General features: G+C 68.7%; 16 protein-coding genes. 10 read left to right on the top strand and 6 right to left on the bottom strand.

What is annotated here, in order from left to right:
* Positions 1–55 precede the first annotated feature (55 nt).
* The gene (locus OR37_RS03115) at positions 56–3,343 is read right to left on the bottom strand and encodes an autotransporter outer membrane beta-barrel domain-containing protein (protein ID WP_004615745.1); all 3,288 of its coding nucleotides are present in this window, start codon (positions 3,341–3,343) and stop codon (positions 56–58) included.
* 175 nt (positions 3,344–3,518) lie between these two features.
* Between OR37_RS03115 and OR37_RS03110 the strand changes: the two genes are divergently transcribed.
* The 7 genes from OR37_RS03110 (at position 3,519) to OR37_RS03080 (ending at position 11,733) form a co-directional block, all read left to right on the top strand.
* Positions 3,519–4,937, top strand: coding sequence for a sensor histidine kinase (locus OR37_RS03110; RefSeq protein WP_004615743.1), 1,419 nt, complete (start codon positions 3,519–3,521; stop codon positions 4,935–4,937).
* A gap of 181 nt (positions 4,938–5,118) precedes the next feature.
* Positions 5,119–5,376: a hypothetical protein gene (locus OR37_RS03105; protein WP_004615742.1), complete on the top strand. Its 258-nt coding sequence runs from the start codon at positions 5,119–5,121 to the stop codon at positions 5,374–5,376.
* Between the two features lie 17 nt (positions 5,377–5,393).
* Positions 5,394–6,086: a phosphate signaling complex protein PhoU gene (gene phoU, locus OR37_RS03100; protein WP_004615741.1), complete on the top strand. Its 693-nt coding sequence runs from the start codon at positions 5,394–5,396 to the stop codon at positions 6,084–6,086.
* A gap of 21 nt (positions 6,087–6,107) precedes the next feature.
* The gene (gene phoB, locus OR37_RS03095; RefSeq protein WP_004615740.1) at positions 6,108–6,800 is read left to right on the top strand and encodes a phosphate regulon transcriptional regulator PhoB; all 693 of its coding nucleotides are present in this window, start codon (positions 6,108–6,110) and stop codon (positions 6,798–6,800) included.
* 520 nt (positions 6,801–7,320) lie between these two features.
* Positions 7,321–9,222: a HAMP domain-containing methyl-accepting chemotaxis protein gene (locus OR37_RS03090; RefSeq protein WP_004615739.1), complete on the top strand. Its 1,902-nt coding sequence runs from the start codon at positions 7,321–7,323 to the stop codon at positions 9,220–9,222.
* A gap of 60 nt (positions 9,223–9,282) precedes the next feature.
* Positions 9,283–10,563, top strand: a complete 1,281-nt coding sequence (gene purD / locus OR37_RS03085; protein ID WP_004615738.1) for a phosphoribosylamine--glycine ligase — start codon at positions 9,283–9,285, stop codon at positions 10,561–10,563.
* Positions 10,564–10,650: 87 nt separating this feature from the next.
* Positions 10,651–11,733, top strand: coding sequence for a phosphotransferase family protein (locus tag OR37_RS03080; RefSeq protein WP_004615737.1), 1,083 nt, complete (start codon positions 10,651–10,653; stop codon positions 11,731–11,733).
* A 10-nt stretch (positions 11,734–11,743) separates the two neighbouring features.
* Here the strand turns inward: OR37_RS03080 and ftrA are convergent, their stop codons facing one another.
* Positions 11,744–12,715, bottom strand: a complete 972-nt coding sequence (gene ftrA / locus OR37_RS03075) for a transcriptional regulator FtrA (RefSeq protein WP_004615736.1) — start codon at positions 12,713–12,715, stop codon at positions 11,744–11,746.
* Between the two features lie 86 nt (positions 12,716–12,801).
* Between ftrA and OR37_RS03070 the strand changes: the two genes are divergently transcribed.
* Positions 12,802–13,215 (top strand): rhodanese-like domain-containing protein, encoded by a 414-nt coding sequence (locus OR37_RS03070; RefSeq protein WP_004615735.1) that lies wholly within the window; start codon positions 12,802–12,804, stop codon positions 13,213–13,215.
* Here the strand turns inward: OR37_RS03070 and rnhA are convergent.
* The 4 genes from rnhA to ispH all read right to left on the bottom strand — a co-directional run bounded on the left by rnhA (position 13,212) and on the right by ispH (position 15,906).
* Entirely contained in the window at positions 13,212–13,661 is a 450-nt protein-coding gene (gene rnhA, locus OR37_RS03065; RefSeq protein ID WP_004615734.1) for a ribonuclease HI, read from the bottom strand. The two genes, OR37_RS03070 and rnhA, sit on opposite strands and share 4 nt — an antisense overlap.
* Positions 13,661–14,611 carry a homoserine kinase gene (gene thrB, locus OR37_RS03060; protein WP_004615733.1) on the bottom strand — a complete coding sequence of 317 codons (951 nt, stop codon included), beginning with the start codon at positions 14,609–14,611 and terminating at the stop codon, positions 13,661–13,663. The genes rnhA and thrB overlap by 1 nt, the downstream gene beginning before the upstream one ends.
* A 74-nt stretch (positions 14,612–14,685) precedes the next feature.
* The gene (locus tag OR37_RS03055) at positions 14,686–14,940 is read right to left on the bottom strand and encodes a hypothetical protein (RefSeq protein WP_004615732.1); all 255 of its coding nucleotides are present in this window, start codon (positions 14,938–14,940) and stop codon (positions 14,686–14,688) included.
* Positions 14,941–14,946: 6 nt separating this feature from the next.
* Positions 14,947–15,906 (bottom strand): 4-hydroxy-3-methylbut-2-enyl diphosphate reductase, encoded by a 960-nt coding sequence (ispH, locus tag OR37_RS03050; protein ID WP_004615731.1) that lies wholly within the window; start codon positions 15,904–15,906, stop codon positions 14,947–14,949.
* Between the two features lie 143 nt (positions 15,907–16,049).
* On the opposite strand from ispH, the gene OR37_RS20915 reads away from it, so the two are divergent.
* On the top strand, positions 16,050–16,781 hold the full coding sequence (locus OR37_RS20915) for a hypothetical protein (protein ID WP_004615730.1): 732 nt from the start codon (positions 16,050–16,052) through the stop codon (positions 16,779–16,781).
* On the top strand, positions 16,778–18,580 hold the full coding sequence (gene argS, locus OR37_RS03040) for an arginine--tRNA ligase (protein ID WP_004615729.1): 1,803 nt from the start codon (positions 16,778–16,780) through the stop codon (positions 18,578–18,580). Before OR37_RS20915 ends, argS begins: the two co-directional genes overlap by 4 nt.
* Positions 18,581–18,764: the final 184 nt, after the last annotated feature.

Here is an 18,764-nt window from a genome sequence, read left to right as displayed (position 1 = left end):
GTCGTCCGCGACGGCTTTTCCCCATTCTTCGAAGCTTTGGTCGGGCGCGGAGCCGTTAGAACATCGCCCGGCCGGCGAAGCGAAGGTTGTAGCGGTGCTGCTTCTTGGTGGCCTCGACGCCGCCTTCCAGCGCCAGATACGACATCGGCGTGCCGGCCCGCAGGGCGAAGCCGGCGGTCAGGGCGCCGTTCCGATCGTTCATCGGCGTGATCGTGAACGGATTGCCGTTCTTGAACGCCGCGACCGTGTCGCCCAGCTCGCCCGCCAGGGTCTGGCGATAGCCGACGCGGATTTCCGGACGCCACCAGACGGTCTTGCCGAAATCGGCGCCCAGCACCACGCCCAACTCGCCGCTGAGGTTACTGGAGCTGCGCTTGTCGACGGTGAGGTCGAAGCTGTTGGCGGGGTTGGCCACGGCGACGCCGTCGGTGAAGGCGACATCGCCGCCTTCCACCCGCTTGCCTTCATCCAGATAGACGTAGTCTAGGCGCGCTTCAGGACGGGCGAAGAAGCGCCCGAACTTCTGCTCGTAGGCCGCGCCGGCGAAGGCGTTGGCGGTCAGGCCGTTCCAGTCGGCGCTATTGCGGATGTTCTCGTCGGCGAAGCCGTTGCCGTTGAGATCCGGCGCGATGAAGCTGCGGTGACCGTTGAAGAAGCCGTAGCCCACGCCGCCGCCGGCGTTGAACCGCCAGCCGCCGATCGACCGGCGCCAGTAGGCCCCGCCCTGCACGAACGACGCCTTGGTGTGCTCGCCGACCTTGGCGACGTTGTCGTGCTCTTCGATGCTGGCATAGGCCAGGGTCAGGCCCAGCGCGCCGCCCGCGTCGCCCATGGCTTCGTAGCCGGCGACGAAGCCGAACGCCGAGGCCTTGTAGCCGATCGTATCGGCGTTGTTGTCCTGGCGGGTCAGGGTGTTGATTTCCTGGACCCACAGGCTGTCGGGGCCGTAGCGGTCGCCCGGATCGGGGCGCTGCATGGTGGCGGCCGAGATCTGCTGGTTGACCGCCTGCAGGGCGTTGAACACGCCCGCGCCCGTGTCGGGCAGCATCTGATCGTAGAGGTCGCGGAAGCCGTCGCGGGTGCTCTGGTTCAGGAAGGCGTTGGCCAGCTTGCCGTCGGCGCCCAGGGCAGCGAACACCGCGTCATAGGCCGAGGTCTCTTCGCGGTTGAAGCCGATCTCGGCGGCCGTGCGGCGGCGGACGTCGATATAGACGTTGTTGGCGTCGGCGCGGCTGCTGGCGACATACAGGTACGGCGACTGGGCCAGCAGGCCGGTGCCGATGTTGCCGATGTTCAGGTTATTGCCCTGGATCACCGTAAAGCTGGTCGGCGCCTTGACGATATTGGCCAGGCGGATGCCCAGCTCGGCGCCGTCGGCGATATTCACCGGGCCCGAGACGATCAGTTTGGTGTTGGTTCCGGCCGCGGGATCGGCCGAGAACAGCAGGTGGCTGCTGGAGCCCATCGACAGGCTGTTCACGCGCAGGGTGTCGGTGTTCAGGATGCCCAGGCTGCCGTTCGCGACCGAGATGCTGACGCCGCCGGCGTTGGTCAGGTTGCCCACCACGCTGGCGCCGCCGTCGATCGACAGGCTGTCCTGGCCCGAGCCGAACGCGATCGAACCGACCAGCGTGCCGCTCCAGATGTTGACGGTGTCGTTGCCGTTCCCGAGCAGGATGTCGCCGACGATGCTGGGCGCGGCGGTCGTGGCCGTGCTGGTCGAACTGGTGGTGGTGTCGGTGCTGGGATAGGTGGTGGTCGAGGTGTAGTTGGCCGGTCCCGATTGGGTGATCGTCACGCCTTGGTTGTTGGCGCGCAGATCCATCGCGATGGTCCGGCCCGACGTGGTCGCGGCGGGGCTCGGCACGGTGCCGTCGGCCTTGAAGGACGGGGCGGTGACCGCGGCCTTGATCGTGCCGGTGTTGGTGATGCTGGTCAGCGTTCCGGCCTGGTCGAGGATCGCGACCGCGTCGCCGGTCTCGCCCGTGCGGGTGGCCGAGATCGTGCCGATATTGCTCAGCGTGTTGACGTTCGCCCCGGACTCCAGCACCAGGCCGCGCGCGGTGGCCGTGACGCCCGATCCGGCGAACGAGGCGGAGGTCGAGGTGATCGTGCCGCGGTTCAGGAACTGGCCGATCGTCCCGCCGGACTGGACGTCCACGGCGGTGGAATTGGCTTCGTAGCTGGAAGCGGCGATCTGGCCGTCGTTGCGCGCGCCGCCCGTGAGGGTGGTCGAGTAACCGCCGCCCGCGCCGATCTGCAGGCCGGTGGCCGCCACGCCGTTATAGACGCCCGTGCCGGTGATCGTGCCCTTGGCCACCAGCCCATAGGCCAGGTCGCCGGCGCCGACCGCGCCCAGGGTGACATTCTGGCTGGTCGAACCGATCAGCAGGGCCGGCGCGCCGCTGAACGACGAGATGCTGGACGTGCCCGTCGAGCTGGAGGTCACCGTGGTGACGGTGGTGTTGCCGTCCGTGCCGACGGCGGTCGAGTAGTTGGCGCCCTGCAACAGGACGCCGCCCGTGACGTTGCCCGCGACGCGGACGGCCGGGCCGCCCTGCAGCAGGTCGTCGGCGCCCAGTTTGTTCAAGGCGTCCAGGGTGGTCGGGCGGGTGGTGTAGCGATAGCCGGTCGCGCTGACCGAACCTTGCAGGACCATGGCGCCGTTGACGTTCGCGTCGATGGCCTGGGCCACGGAGTTGGCGCCCTGCACGGTGACCGAGCCGCCCAGCGTCACCTTGCCGGTGATCGGCGACGTGACGCGGACGCCGTAGCCATTGTCGCCGGTTACGCTGATCGTGCCTAGATTGGTCAGGTTGCCGACCACCGGACCGCCGATCAGCATCCCGGCCGAGTTGTTGCCGTGGATCGTGATCGTGCCGGCCGAGTCGTTGACGATGTCGCCGGTATGGGTCCCGGCGTTGGTCACCTGGATGCCGATCCGGTTGGTCCCTTGGGCGAACGGGCCGTCCAGGTTGCCGTCGTTGTTGGTGTCGGTCGGCGTATAGTCCTCGCCCAGCGAGATCGTGGCCGAGTTGGTCACCGTGCCGGTGTGACCGCCGATCACCAGGACGCCGACGCTGTTGTCGAGGTTGTTGGTAGACAGCGTGCCCTGGTTGGTGACCAGGTTGTTGCTGTCCAGCGTCACGATCGGGCCGGCCGTCGTCGGCTTGATCGAGCCGTTGGACGTGATCTTCACGTCGTCCGCCGCCGAACCCGTGGCCGTGCTGGTCGCGATCGGCGTCGTGCGCGCGTTGGTAACCTGGGTCTCCGCCGACGCGGCGAAACCCATGGCCAGGAGAGGAGCGGCCGCGACCGTCGCGACCAGGACCTTGCGCTGCATTCCGAACGAAACCCCATGAGAACCGGCGCCATTAATGCGTGTCACGATGCGGCGAAATTGCGGTGAGTCCCGCTCGCGAAACGTACTAAGGCGCCAACCGTCTATCGCATGGCATGGCGGGGCGCCATATCTGGTTCTACGAATCGCCTCTCGCTTGAAACAGTGAGTTCCAGACATGCCGCCGGCGCAGACGCCCCCGGACGCCCCCGATCACCGTGTCGCGAGCGCGTTCTGGCCCGTATTGATCGGGCCCGGAGCCATATTGGGCCTGGCCGTGGTCGGCATGGCCCAGCCCGCGCCCGCCCTGGTCGCCGCCGTCGTCTCGGGCGCGGCGGCGCTGGCCTTGTCGCGGCCGAGACGACGGGCCCGCGTTCCCTCGCCGATTCCCGGCGCGGTCCCCGCCGTCGCCGCCGAGAGCGGCCCGCCGTTCGTCGCCATCCTGGACCGCTTGCCCGATCCGCTGATGGTCATCGCGGCCGAGGAGGCCGATGACCTGACTGGCCGACGCTTCCTGTTCGCCAACGCCGCCGCCCGCGATCTCTTCAAGATCCAGCGCCAGGGCGCGCTGCTGGTGACGGCGGTCCGCAATCCGCGCGTGCTGGAAGCGGTCGACGAGGCTCTGTTCGGCAATGTCGAGGGCGTGGTCGAGTTCGAAACCGGCGGGGCGCAGGGACGCTCCTGGCTGGCCCACGCGCGTCCGCTGAAGGACGCGCCCGGCCGCTCGCGCCTGGCCCTGCTGGCCCTGCGCGACGAGACCGACGCCCGGCGCAGCGAGCGGACGCGCGCCGACTTCCTGGCCAACGCCAGCCACGAGCTGCGGACCCCTCTGGCCTCGCTGTCGGGCTTCATTGAAACCCTCCGTGGCCACGCCAAGGACGATCCGGGCGCGCGCGACAAGTTCCTGGGCATCATGCTGGCCCAGGCCGAACGCATGTCGCGGCTGATCGACGACCTGATGAGCCTGTCGCGCATCGAGCTCAACGAGCACATCGCGCCTCTGGGCCGGGTGGACATGGCCATGGCCGCCATCGACGTGATCGACGCCCTGGCGCCGCAGGCCCGCGAGAAGGGCGTGACGTTCGATCCCGTCCTGCCGCCGCGCGGCGGCGCCGTGGTCGACGGCGACCGCGATCAGATCATCCAGGTGATCCAGAACCTCGTCGACAACGCCATCAAGTACACGCCCGAGCATGGCGTCATCCGCGTGGAGATCTTCCCGGGGCTGTCGGCCGAGGCCGCGGCGGCGGCGCGCGATCCCGCCGCCTCGCGCCTGTCGCTGCTGACGCCGGATCACGACGCGGGCGAACGCTACGCCGTCCTGCGCGTCACCGACAGGGGGCCTGGCCTGGCGCGCGAGCACCTGCCGCGCCTGACCGAGCGCTTCTATCGCGTCGAAGGCCAGAAGAGCGGCGAGCGCTCCGGCACGGGTCTGGGTCTGGCCATCGTCAAGCACATCATGAATCGCCACCGGGGCGGCCTGACGGTCGAGAGCGTGCAGGGCGAGGGCGCGACGTTCGGCGTCTACCTGCCCATGGCCAAGGTCGGCGCGGAGCCGGCGCCCGCCCCGCCGCCCGCCGCGCCCGCCGAGGCCTAGAGGGCGGGATCAGCGCAAGAACAGCCGGCGCCTTCGGACAATGAGGATCCGAAAACGGTCAGTTCTCTCCCCGGCGGACGGCGCCGTTAACCCCAAGGATTTAGGGTGTCGTCAAACTGTAATTAAATCGTCGCATAAGGTCCGCGCCGGGCTGTCACTAGCGGTCCGAGGAAAGACGCGCGTGGGGCGCGGACTTCGGACCCTCGCCGAACCGATGCTGACCTGGCTTTCGTTTCTCGTTCTGGTGTTTTCCAGCCTGACCTTGATGGGCGCCCGTCAAGGCGCTCTCGGGGACGGCCGCCAGACCGCGTTCGACGGCGAGCGCCTCGGCGGCGCGACGTTCCTGGCCAAGCTGGTCAAGCGCGACCGGATCGAAGAGATATTCATCAATCGGCGCGGCCCGCGCGCCCTGGACCCCATCACCGGCCGCTTCGGCTGATCCGGGAGGAAGCAAACATGACCGAGCATACCGTCAAATCCTACGGCGAAGAGCTGGCGCACCTGACCGCCGAGGTCACGCGCATGGGCGGTCTGGCCGAGGCCCAGGTCGCCGACTCCATCGAGGCCATCGCCCGCCGCGACGGCCCCCTGGCCCAGGCGGTGGTCGGCGGCGACGAGCGTCTCGACGCCCTGCAGGCCGACATCGAGCGCAAGGCGTTCCGCCTGATCGCCCTGCGACAGCCGATGGCCATGGACCTGCGCCACGCCGTCGCCGCCCTGAAGATCTCGATGAGCCTGGAACGCTGCGGCGACATGGCCAAGAACATCGCCAAGCGGGCGCTGATCCTGACCGAGGCCGACCCGATGACCGCCCTGACCCGCTCGATCGAGCGCATGGGCCGCCTGGTCCAAGGGCGTCTGAAGGACGTTCTGGACGCCTACACCACCTCGGACCTGCAGCGCGCCATCGGCGTGTGGTCGCGCGACGAGGAGGTCGACGAGCACTACAATTCGATCTTCCGCGAACTGCTGACCTACATGATGGCCGACCCCCGGACCATCAACGCGTGCGCCCACCTGCTGTTCGTGGCCAAGAACCTCGAGCGCATCGGCGACCACGCCACCAACATCGCCGAGATCATCCATTTCGAACTGACCGGCGAAGAGCTGGTTTCGCAGCGTCCGAAGCTGGACGCGATCGCTCAATAACTCCTCGCGAGGCGGCCTGAAGTGACTCCTTACGTTCTGGTGGTCGAAGACGAAGACGCTCTGGCCACGCTTCTGCACTACAACCTCGACAAGGAAGGCTATCGCGTCGGCGTCGCCGGTGACGGCGAGGAAGCGCTGATCATGGCCAACGAGCGGGCCCCGGACCTGGTCATCCTGGACTGGATGCTGCCCAAGGTCTCGGGGATCGAGGTCTGCCGTCGCCTGCGCGGCCGGGCCGAGACCCGCAACGTGCCGATCATCATGCTGACGGCGCGCGGCGAGGAAACCGACCGCATCCGCGGCCTGGACACGGGCGCCGACGACTATGTCGTCAAGCCGTTCTCGATGGTCGAGCTGACCGCCCGCGTCCGCGCGGTGCTGCGTCGGATCCGTCCGGGCCTGGCCGACGACCGCATCACGGTCGGCGACATCGTCATCGACCGGGTGGCCCACCGCGTGAAGCGGGGCGGCAAGGAGATCCACCTGGGTCCGACCGAGTTCCGCCTGCTGGACTATCTGATGCAGCATCCAGGCCGGGTGTTCAGCCGCGAGCAGCTGCTGGACGCGGTCTGGGGCTCGGACGTCTATGTCGAGGCGCGCACGGTCGACGTGCACATCGGCCGTCTGCGCAAGGCGCTGAACGGCACGGCCGATGGCGACCCGATCCGCACCGTGCGGTCGGCGGGCTATTCGCTGGATCTCGACGCGGCTTAAAGCATCGCGCGGATCCGGCGCCCGCCGCGCCGGAAGGCGCTCCGGATCGATTTTTGAACGACGCCCCGACAGGGCTGAACCGCGCGCCGCTCGTCGGCGCGCGGTTTTTCGTGCTGGCGCGAAGCGCGCGACCACCGAACCAAAAGGCGTTCTCGCGAGGAAAACGCGATTTCGCCCAAGGATGGTGAGGCAGAATGTCGCTATCTCGTGAGTTGTTTGATTCACCGCCGGTTAACCGTCCGCGGCCGAACCTCTTCAAGTATTTTCGCGTAAATCGCCCTCTCGGCTTCAGTTTTACGTGATTTGTCTTGAGTGGTCGTTCCGAAGGTATGTGCACCGGAAGAAACAAATTCCGATGTGAAATCGAGGTTTCTCAAAGTCTGGCGAAACATAGCTACGGAAAATCCGCTCCCGTGTCTTTGCGCGAATGTTAGATAGCTCGATCTCTAGGAGGTCGCGATGACTTCATTCGGCTGTTCTTCGTTTCTGCAACAGGGTTAATAATGGGCCGGAGCCTTCCATGCGCATGACGATCAAGCTCAAACTCGCCCTGACCTTCGGGGCGCTCATCCTGATGATGGCCGCCGCCACCTTGTTCGGCGTGCGCCAGTTGGGGGACCTCAACAGCGACCAGAAGGCCATGGTCGAGGGACCGGTGGCGCAACTCCAGCGCAGCCAGGCCCTGGGGATGGCGCTGCTTCAGGTGGTGCGCGCTCAAAAGAACATGGCCCTGGCCGATGACGCCGAGGAGCTGAAGAGCCAGAACGCCAAGGCGATCGACAACAAGCATAAGGTCGCCACGCTGCTCGAAGCGGGCCTGTCCCACGCCTCGCCCACTGGCAAGCCGAAATGGGAGGCCCTGGCCAGCGACTGGGCGACCTTCGCCGAGATCGACGAGGCCATGCGTCGCGACATGATGGAGGGGCGTCGCGACCAGGCGATCGTCCAGATGCGGACCACCCAGCGTCAGATCACCAATCGCATCACGGCGACGGTCGAGGCCCTGACGGACGTCAACGAGAAGCTGCTGGCCTCGACCACCGCCGAAAGCGACCGAGCCTACGGCGCCTCGCGCAACACGCTGATGGGGGTGATCGCCGTCTCGGTTCTGCTGGCGGTCGGGGCGGGGGTCTGGGTCGCCCGGACCATCGCCCGGGGCTTCGCCCAGATCGGCGGCCTGGCCAACGCCGTGGCCTTGGGCGATCTGGAGCAGACCGTGACCGTCACCACCAATGACGAGATCAAGGATCTGGTCGAGACGGTCAATCGCATGACCGCCAATCTCCGCGCCACGGCCAGCCTGGCCGACCAAGTCGCCGCCGGCGACCTGAGCGTCGAGATCAAGCCGCTGTCCGAAAAGGACATTCTGGGCAAGTCGCTGAAGGGGATGGTCGCCAATCTTCGCCAGACGGCGGCGCTGGCCGACAAGGTGTCGGAAGGCGACCTGACCGTCCAGGCCAAGCCCCTCTCGGACAAGGACGTCATGGGGCTGGCCCTGCAACGGATGATCGACCGTCTGCGCGGCGTGGTGTCCGACGCCCTGGTCGCCTCCGAGAATGTCTCCGACGGCAGCCAGGAGCTGTCCTCGGCCTCGGAGCAGGTCAGCCAAGGCGCGACCGAGCAGGCCGCCTCGGCCGAGGAGGCCTCGGCCTCGATGGAGGAGATGGCCGCCAACATCAAGCAGAACGCCGACAACGCCGCCCAGACCGAGAAGATCGCCCGCCAGTCCGCGCAGGACGCCGAGGTGTCGGGCAAGGCGGTCGCCCAGGCCGTGGAGGCCATGCGGACCATCGCCGAGAAGATCACCATCGTTCAGGAGATCGCGCGTCAGACGGATCTTCTGGCCCTGAACGCGGCCGTCGAGGCGGCGCGGGCCGGCGAGCACGGTCGCGGCTTCGCGGTCGTCGCCTCCGAGGTGCGCAAGCTGGCCGAGCGCAGCCAGACCGCCGCCGCCGAGATCAGCGCGGTGTCCGCCGACACGGTCAAGGCCGCGCAGTCGGCCGGCGAGATGCTGGCCAATCTGGTGCCGGACATCCGCAAGACCGCCGAACTGGTCGCCGAGATCAGCGCCGCCTGCCGCGAGCAGGATGTCGGCGCCAGCCAGATCAACGAAGCCCTGCAGCAGCTGGACAAGGTGACCCAGCAAAACGCCAGCGGGTCGGAACAGATGTCGGCGACCTCCGAGGAGCTGGCCGCCCAGGCCGAGGAGCTGCGGACGTCCATCGCCTTCTTCCGCATCGACGGCGTCGACAGCCGCGCCATCGCCCGACCGCCCGCCAAGCGTCCCGCTCAGCCCGCTCGCAAGTCGGGCGGCCGCGCGCCCGTCGCCGCCCAGCAGGCCCGCGCCAAGGGTTTCGCCCTGGACATGACCCAGGGCGGACCGGACCCGGACGACGCGGACTTCCGAGAGTACGCCGCCTGAGACGGCGCGGCGCGGGTCCGGCCTTGACCCGCGCCGCCGCGCGCGCCACACCCCGCGCTCATGGAAAAGCTGACCATCCTCCTCGTCGGGTCCGGCGGGCGCGAGCACGCCCTGGCCTGGAAGATCGCCCAGTCGCCGCTGTGCGGCCGCCTCGTCGCCGCCCCCGGCAATACCGGGATCGCAGCGGTGGCCGAGCTGAGGAACGTCAAGGTGACCGACGCCGACGGCCTCGTGGCCCTGGCCCAGGAGATCGGCGCGGACCTGGTTGTAGTCGGCCCGGAATCGGCGCTGGAGGTCGGCCTGGCCGACAAGCTGGCCGTGGTCGGGATCCCCTGTTTCGGCGGCAGCCAGCGCGCCGCCCAGCTGGAAACCTCCAAGGCCTTCACCAAGGACTTCTGCCGCCGCCACGGCCTGCCGACGGCGGCCTACGGCGTGTTCGAGGACGCGGCCTCGGCCGGCGCTTTCCTGGATACGCTGACGGCGCCGTTCGTGATCAAGGCCGACGGCTTGGCGGCCGGCAAGGGCGTGGTCATCGCCGCGAGCCGCGCCGAGGCCGACGCCGCCGTGCTCGACATGCTGGGCGGCCGCTTCGGCACGGCCGGGGCCCGCGTGGTGATCGAGGAGTTCATGCACGGCGAGGAGGCCTCGCTGTTCGCCATTTGCGACGGCGAGACGGCCGTGTTCTTCGGCGCCGCCCAGGACCACAAGCGCGCCTATGATGGCGACGAGGGCCCCAACACCGGCGGCATGGGCGCCTATTCGCCGCCCCCGGCGCTGACTCCCGCCCTGATCGACCAGGCCTGGCGCGAGCTGATCCTGCCGACCGTCCGAGGCATGGCCGCCGAGGGCAATCCTTACGTCGGCGTGCTCTATGCCGGGCTGATGCTGACGCCCGCCGGGCCGAAGCTGGTGGAATACAATGCTCGCTTCGGCGACCCGGAGTGCCAGACCCTAATGCCGCGTCTGGCCAGCGACATCGTCCCGATCCTGCTGGCCGCGGCCCGGGGCGACCTGGCCTCGGTCGAGCCCCCCCAGTGGCGCGACGAGGCGTCGATCTGCGTGGTCCTGGCCGCCCAGGGCTATCCGGACGCCCCCCGCGTCGGCGGGCTGATCACCGGCGCCGAGGCCGATTTCGGAGACGCGGTGGCGGTCTTCCACGCGGGCGCGACCCGCGACGCCGAGGGGAACCTGCGCGCCTCGGGCGGCCGGGTGCTGAACGTCTGCGCCCGGGGCGCGACCCTGCGCGAGGCCCGCGACGCGGCCTATGCGGCGCTGGGGACCATCGGCCTGGAAGGCGGGTTCCACCGCCGCGACATCGGCTGGCGCGCGCTGTCGAAATAAGCCCGCGCTCTTCCGTTGCGAGAGGGTTGCCTAGGGCGCTTCACCCTCTAAACTCCGCGTTTAAACAAGCGTTGGGGAGATCGCGCCATGACGGACGCCGCCGAACAGTCCGCCCAGGACATGAACTCGGGCACCAAGCCGGTCGACCCGCGTCATGCGATCGACGAGACCAGGCTGGCGGCTTGGCTGGAGGCGAACGTCGAGGGCTATGCCGGCCCGCTGGAGGTGCGCCAGTTCAAGGGCGGCCAGTCCAACCCGACCTACCAACTGGTGACGCCCGCCAAGAAGTACGTCCTGCGCCGCAAGCCGCCGGGCAAGCTGCTGCCCAGCGCCCACGCCGTCGATCGCGAGTTCAAGGTGATCTCGGGCCTGAACAAGGCCAGCTTCCCGGTCGCCAAGGCTTATGCCCTGTGCATGGACGAGGACGTGATCGGCACGATCTTTTACGTGATGGACAATGTCGAGGGCCGGATCCTGTGGGACGGGACCTTGCCGGACTATCAGCCCGCCGAGCGTCGGGCGATCTACGAGGCCGAGATCGACACCCTGGCGGCGCTGCATAATGTCGACTACGCCGCCGTCGGCCTGTCGGATTTCGGCAAGCCCGGCAACTATTTCGCCCGCCAGATCGATCGCTGGACCAAGCAGTACAAGGCCTCCGAGACCAAGACCATCGAGGAGATGGACCGGCTGATGGACTGGCTGCCCCGGACCGTGCCGGCCGACGACCAGACCTCGATCGTCCATGGCGACTACCGCCTCGACAACATGATCCTGCACGCCACCGAGCCGCGCGTGGTGGCGGTGCTGGACTGGGAGCTGTCAACCCTGGGCAATCCGCTGGCCGACTTCAGCTATTTCCTGATGAACTGGGTGATGCCGTCCGACCAGCGCGGCGGCCTTTCGGAGATCAAGGACCTGGAGGCCTACGGCATCCCGACCATTCCGCAGGCGGTCGAGCGCTATTGCAAGGCCACCGGCCGCGACGGCCTGCCGGAGCTGGACTGGTACTTTTCGTACAACCTCTTCCGACTGGCCGGCATCTGCCAGGGCATCGTCGGACGGGTGCGCGACGGCACCGCCGCCAGCGCCCACGCCCAGCTGATGGAGGCTCGCGTGCCGGTCCTGGCCAAGGGCGCCTGGGACTTCGCGCGCAAGGCGGGCGCCTGAGGCGCCTAATCTAGGCGCGCGCGAACCGGGCGCGGTAGGCGCCGGGCGTGGTCGCGAAATGACGCCGGAAGTGGTGGCGTAGCGCTGGCGCGCCCAGGCCGACGGCCCGCGCCACGTCGTCTATGCCGGCGGCGGTCGTCTCCAGGAGATCCCGCGCCCGGTTCAGGCGCTCGGCCAGCAGCCAGCGGGCGGGCGTCGCGCCGGTGGCCGCCTCGAACCGCCGCAGGAAGGTCCGCTCGCTCATGCCCGCCGCCTTGGCCAGGGCCTTGAGGGTATGGTCGCCGGCCAGGTCGGCGCGCATCCGGTCCAGGATGGGGCTCAGGCGAGGCGCCTCGTGGGGAACCGGGACGGGCCGCTGGACGAACTGAGCCTGACCGCCGTCGCGGTGCGGCGGCACGACCAGCCGGCGGGCCACGGCGTTCGCCGCCTCGGGACCGAAATCGCGCCGGATCAGGTGCAGGCCCAGGTCGATGCCCGCCGCGCTGCCGGCCGAGGTCAGCAGGTCGCCCTCGTCGACATAGAGCACGTCCGGCTCGACCGCGATCGCCGGATGGCGCTCGCGCAGGGCCTGGGCGTAGCGCCAGTGGGTCGTGGCCCGCCGGCCGTCCAGCAGGCCGCTGGCCGCTAGCACGAAGACGCCGGAGCAGATCGACATCAGCCGCGCGCCCGCCGCGTGCGCCGCGCGCAGGGCCTCGATCAGCGGCGCGGGCACGGGCGCGTCCAGGCCGCGCCAGCCGGGCGCGACGATGACGCTGGCCTGGCTCAGAAGCTCCAGCCCGCCGTCGGCGGCGATCCGCACCCCGCCCAGACCCCGCAGCGCGCCCGGCTCCGCGGCGGCGGTGGCGAAGCGGTACCAGCCGGGGCCCATCTCCGGGCGGGGCAGGCCAAATAGCTCGACGGTCACGCCATATTCGAAGGTGCACAGGCCGTCATAGGCCAGGGCCACGACGAGGGGACGCTCCGGGGAATACGTGTTTGGCATGATCTTTACGGTCAATGTCGATTTCGCCAGCTAACGCCGGGCGCCGCTCTCGGGCAAGTCTGTCGGCGTCATCAACGGAGGCCGAAATGAGCGTCGTATCCGAAATCCCCGCCGCGCCGTCCCCGGAGGCCGCCGCCCACTTCGCCGCCCGCCTGTCGCTGGAGACCGATTGCGCAGATGTCGCCGAGGCCCTGCGGGGCGGCGAGCCCGACTTCGTTCTGCTGCACGTGGTGGGCCAGCCGGAGGCCTATGCCCGCCGCCACGTGCCCGGCGCCATCCACCTGCGCCACGCCGAGATGACCGCCGAGCGGATGGCGGCCTGGCCGCGAGACACCTTGTTCGTCGTCTATTGCGCCGGCCCGCACTGCAACGGCGCCGACCGCGCGGCGCTGAAGCTGGCCCGGCTGGGCCGGCCGGTGAAGCTGATGATCGGCGGGATCACCGGCTGGGCCGACGAAGGCCTGCCGTTCGCGGAGGGCGCCGAGCCGGGGCGGCTCTAGATAAAGCGCGGATTGGCCTTGCGCAGGCCTTCGTTGGCCAGGGCGTCGGCGCGTTCGTTCAGCGGATGACCGGCGTGCCCCTTGACCCAGCGCCAGTCGACGTCGTGCCGCTCGCGCGCGGCGTCGAGACGCTTCCAGAGGTCGTCGTTCTTGACTGGGCTCTTGTCGGCGGTCTTCCAGCCGCGCGCCTTCCAGCCCCGGATCCACTCCTGGATCCCCTTCATCACGTACTGGCTGTCGGTGTGCAGCTCGACCTTGCAGGGCCGGTTCAGCAGCTCCAGCGCCTGGATCGCGGCCATCAGCTCCATGCGGTTGTTGGTCGTCCCCGCCTCGCCGCCGCTGATTTCCTTCTTCTTGTCGCCGTAGAACAGGATGGCGCCCCAGCCGCCCGGGCCCGGATTCCCCTTGCAGGCGCCGTCCGTGTAGATCGTGACCTTGGGCGTCATCAGAACAGCACGAGGCCTTCGCGATGGACGGCCAGCTTGCGCTCGTACTCCAGCGGATCCTTCGGCTTGACCAGGGCGCCGGCCGGCGTCGCGCCCCAGTCGGCCAAGCGGGTCAGGAAGAAGCGCAGCGCCGCGCCGCGCGCCAGGATCGGCAGGGCTTCCTTCTCGGCCGGGCTCAGCGGCCGCCGGCGCTCGTAGCCGTTCAGCAGGGCCTTGGCGGCGGTGATGTTGAAGCTGCCGTCGGGCTCGAAGCACCAGGCGTTCAGCATCACCGCGACGTCGTAGGCGTAGGCGTCCTCGCAGGCGAAGTAGAAGTCGATCGTCGCGGCGAACCTGCCGTCCGGCTTGAAGAACACGTTGTCGGGGAAATAGTCGGCGTGGATCGTCCCGGCGGGCAGGTTGCGCGGCCACATCAGGGCCAGTTGCGCCAGGTCGTTGTCGATCGTCGCCGCCAGACCCGGCTTCAGGTCGTCGGCGGCCTTGCGGTGCTTGGCGAAGAATGGCGACCAGGACGCCTGGCCCAGGTCGTTGGCGCGGCGGCCGGGATAGCCTTCGCCGGCCAGGTGCAGCCAGGCCAGGCCCTCGCCGGCCTCGCGGCAGTGGGCGGCCGTGGGCCGGCGCACCGACAGGCCCGGCAGGAACTCGACGATGGCGGCGGCCTTGCCGCGCAGGGTCGACAGGGTGGCGCCCTGGCGGGTCGGGATCGGCCGGGCGCTGGGATAGCCCCGATCGGCCAGCCAGGTCAGCAGGTTCAGGAAATAGGGCAGGTCCTCGGCCTTCACCCGCCGCTCGTAGACCGTCAGGATGTAACGGCCCTTCTCGGTTTCCAGCAGGAAATTCGAGTTCTCCGTGCCCTCGGCGATGCCCTTGAACGCCAGCGGCGCGCCCAGGTCATAGCCTCGCAGGAAGGCTTCGAGTTCTTCGTCGGTGATGTCGGTATAGACGGCCATGACGCGGGGATGCGGGAGCGGGCGCTGGCGGTCAAGGGGGCTAGGCGAGGCAGGCTGCGGAAGGTAGGGCTCGATCAGACACGCTTCCAGTTGTCCCAGTGCGTCCGCAGCGCCTCTAGTCGATCCCCAAAGGCGCCGGCGCCGTTCTGAAACTGCGGAAAAGTTTCGACGCCCCAGTCCGTGGACTCGATAATATGCGCCACGGCAATGAGCTGGCTTAGCCCAAACTGCGCTTCCAGCTCGGCGATTTCGGCTGGGTCGGTGGCGAGAACCAAGGCTTCGGCCTTCTCGAGTTGGGCACCCCACTCTTCCAAGAACGATGTCGACATCTGCTCTCAGGCCGTCAGCAGCCTCGGCAGCTTGAACGTGATCGTCTCCCGCGCCTCGACCAGTTCCTCGACGGTCGTGTCGAACCGCGCCGAGATCGCGTCGATGACCCCCTGCACCAGGTCCTCCGGAGCCGAGGCGCCGGCCGTCAGGCCCACGCGCGACACGCCGTCGAACCAGGTCCAGTCGATCCCCGCCGCGTCGTCGATCAGATGAGCGGCGGAGGCGCCGGCCTTCAGACCGACTTCCTTCAGCCGCACCGAATTGGACGAGTTCCGCGACCCGACCACCAGCACCAGTTCTGACTGCTCGGCCAGATGCTTGACCGCGTCCTGGCGGTTCGTCGTGGCGTAGCAGATGTCTTCCTTGTGCGGCGCGGCGATGCCGGGGAAGCGTTCGCGCAGCAGGGCCACCATGTCGGCCGTGTCGTCGACCGACAGCGTGGTCTGGGTCAGGAAGGCGACGTTGGCGGCGTCCTTGGGCTCCCAGGCGGCGGCGTCCTTGAGGTCCTCGATCAGGGTGACCGCGCCCTCGGGCAGCTGGCCCATGGTGCCGATGACTTCCGGGTGGCCGGCATGGCCGATCAAGACGATCTCGCGGCCGGCGTCGTAATGCTTCTGCGCCTCGACATGGACCTTGGAGACCAGCGGGCAGGTGGCGTCCAGATAGATCATCTGGCGCGATTGGGCCTCGGCGGGCACCGACTTGGGCACGCCATGGGCCGAGAACACGACCGGGCGGTCGTCGGGGGCCTCGGACAGTTCCTCGATGAACACCGCGCCCAGGGCCTTCAGCCGGTCGACCACGTGGCGGTTATGGACGATCTCGTGGCGCACATAGACCGGGGCGCCGAACTTCTCGACGGCGCGCTCGACGATCTGGATGGCGCGATCGACCCCGGCGCAGAAGCCGCGCGGGCTAGCCAGGACGAGCGAGATCGGGCGGCGGACGGGCGCGGGGGCGTTCATGGCGCGGAACCTAGTGGGTCCGGCCGCCGGGCGCCAGGAGTCTGCGTCGTTGCGACGTCACGCATATGCCTTTATCAGGCTGCATGACGCCGATGGGCTCCCATGGTCCCGCTTGGCTCCTTTTTTCTCGAACCGGACGTTTCATGCGCCGCACCTTCACGCTCGCCCTCAGCGCCCTGATGGCCGTTTCGCTCGCCGCGACGGCGACGACTGTTCACGCCCAGCGGGGCGGGCGCGGCGGTCCGAGCAGCGGGCAGGGCGACGACGACGAGGCCGGCAAGAAGAAGAAGCGCGACGAGGAGTGGAACCAGCCCAAGGCGCCGCTGCCCCAGCTGCGCAACGCCGGCCCCTGCCCCTATGTGAAGGTGCTGTACGACGCCAGCCGCTATATCGAGTTCGCGGGCGGCAAGGAATCGGCGTCCCAGGCCGGTTTCACCGGCGAGATCCAGAACATTTCCTCGGGCTGCGCCTACAAGAGCGACGAGCCGATCAAGATCCGCGTCGAGCTGCTGTTCCAGCTGGGCCGCGGCCCCAAGGCCGAGGGCGAAAAGCACGACTATCGCTACTGGGTGGCCGTGACCGAGCGGAACCAGTCGGTGATCGCCAAGGAATATTTCGACCTGCCGGTGACCTTCGCCCCCGGCCAGGACCGCACCTACGCCCGCGACACCATCGAGCAGATCACCATTCCGCGCGCCGACGCCAAGGTCAGCGGCGGCAATTTCGAGGTGCTGATCGGCTTCGACGTGACGCCGGAAATGGCCGCCTTCAACCGTGAGGGCAAGCGCTTCCGCGTCAACGCCGGCCAGACCGCCCAAGCCCAGCAGGCCGGGCAAGCGGGTCAAACCCAAGCAGGGACTTCCACCAAGCAATGAACGATTTGAAGCGGTCCCTGAGCGAGGCGGCCGCGGCCGCTTTCCAGGCCGCCGGACTGCCTCCCGAGTTCGGACGCGTCACGGCCTCCGACCGGCCCGACCTGGCCGATTTCCAATGCAACGGCGCCCTGGCGGCGGCCAAGAGCGCCAAGCGCAATCCGCGCGAAATCGCCGTTCAGGTGGTCGACATCCTGAAGGGCGATCCGCGCCTGGCCTCGGTGGAGATCGCCGGCGTCGGCTTCATCAACATGCGCGTCAGCGACGAGGCCCTGTCGGCTCGCGTCCGCGAGATCGCGGCCGACGAGCGCGTCGGCGCCCAGCTGCTGGAGCAGCCGCGCCGCGTCCTGGTCGACTATGCCGGCCCCAACGTGGCCAAGCCGATGCACGTGGGCCACCTGCGCGCCTCGATCATCGGCGAGTCGGTCAAGCGCCTCTATCGCTTCCGGGGCGACGACGTGGTGGGCGACGCCCACTTCGGCGACTGGGGCTTCCAGATGGGGCTGCTGATCAGCGCCATCATGGACGAGGACGCCTTCATCAACGCCCTGATGGAGAAGCTGCCGGAGGCCCCGCGCGGCTTCTCGGCCGCCGATGAAGCCAAGGTGATGGCCGAGTTCGAGAGCCGGATCACCCTGGCCGATCTCGACCGCATCTATCCGGCCGCCTCGATCCGCCAGAAGGAAGACCCGGCCTTCAAGGAGCGGGCCCGCAAGGCCACGGCCGAGCTGCAGAACGGCCGCTTCGGCTATCGTCTGCTGTGGCGTCACTTCGTCAAGGTCAGCCGCGTGGCGCTGGAGCGCGAGTTCCACGCCCTGGGCGTCGACTTCGACCTCTGGAAGGGCGAAAGCGACGTCAACGACCTGATCGAGCCGATGGTCCGTCAGCTGGAGGACAAGGGTCTGCTGGTCGAGGACCAGGGCGCCCGCATCGTCCGCGTGGCCCGCGAGGGCGACAAGCACGACGTGCCGCCGCTGCTGGTGGTGTCGTCGGAAGGCTCGGCCATGTACGGCACGACGGACCTCGCCACCATCCTGGACCGTCGCAAGTCGTTCGACCCGCACCTGATCCTCTATTGCGTGGACCAGCGTCAGGCCCTGCACTTCGAGACCGTGTTCCGCGCCGCCTATCTGGCCGGCTACGCCGCCGAGGGCGCGCTGGAGCACATCGGCTTCGGCACCATGAACGGCACGGACGGCAAGCCCTTCAAGACCCGCGCCGGCGGCGTTCTGAAGCTGCACGACCTGATCGAGATGGCCCGCGAGAAGGCCCGCGAGCGCCTGCGCGAAGCCGGCCTGGGCGCCGAGCTTTCCGAGGAGCAGTTCGAGGACACGGCCCACAAGGTCGGCGTCGCGGCGCTGAAGTTCGCCGACCTGCAGAACTTCCGCGGCACGTCCTACGTGTTCGACCTCGACCGTTTCACCAGCTTCGAGGGCAAGACCGGTCCCTACCTGCTGTACCAGTCGGTGCGCATCAAGAGCGTGCTGCGCCGGGCGGCCGAGGCCGGCGCGACGGCGGGCCGGATCGTGATCCACGAGCCCGCCGAGCGTGACCTGGCCATGCTGCTCGACGCCTTCGAGGGCGCGCTCAGCGAGGCCTACGACAAAAAGGCGCCGAACTTCGTGGCCGAGCACGCCTACAAGCTGGCCCAGGCCTTCTCGAAGTTCTACGCCGCCTGCCCGATCGTCAGCGCCGACACCGAAGACCTCCGCGCCTCCCGCCTGTCGCTGGCGCAGACCACCCTGCGTCAGCTGGAACTGGCCCTGGACCTTCTGGGCATCGAAGCGCCGGAGCGGATGTAGACTCCGCTCGCCCCGTCCCCCTCGCGGAGAAGGGGGTAGGGATGGGGCCGCTGGCGCTGAGCCTGCCTATTCGGAGCGCACACCCCCACCCCCGGCCCCTCCCCGCAAGGGGGAGGGGAGATCAGCGTTGCAATCCCCGAAAACCCGCCCGACAGTCCCGCCGCTTCGCGTGTGTCGGGAGGGG

Source organism: Caulobacter vibrioides OR37 (genome assembly GCF_000372645.1).
GTDB lineage: Bacteria > Pseudomonadota > Alphaproteobacteria > Caulobacterales > Caulobacteraceae > Caulobacter > Caulobacter vibrioides_E.
Note: the sequence above shows the minus strand (reverse complement) of the source record. Positions and strands in the feature narration are given on the sequence as shown.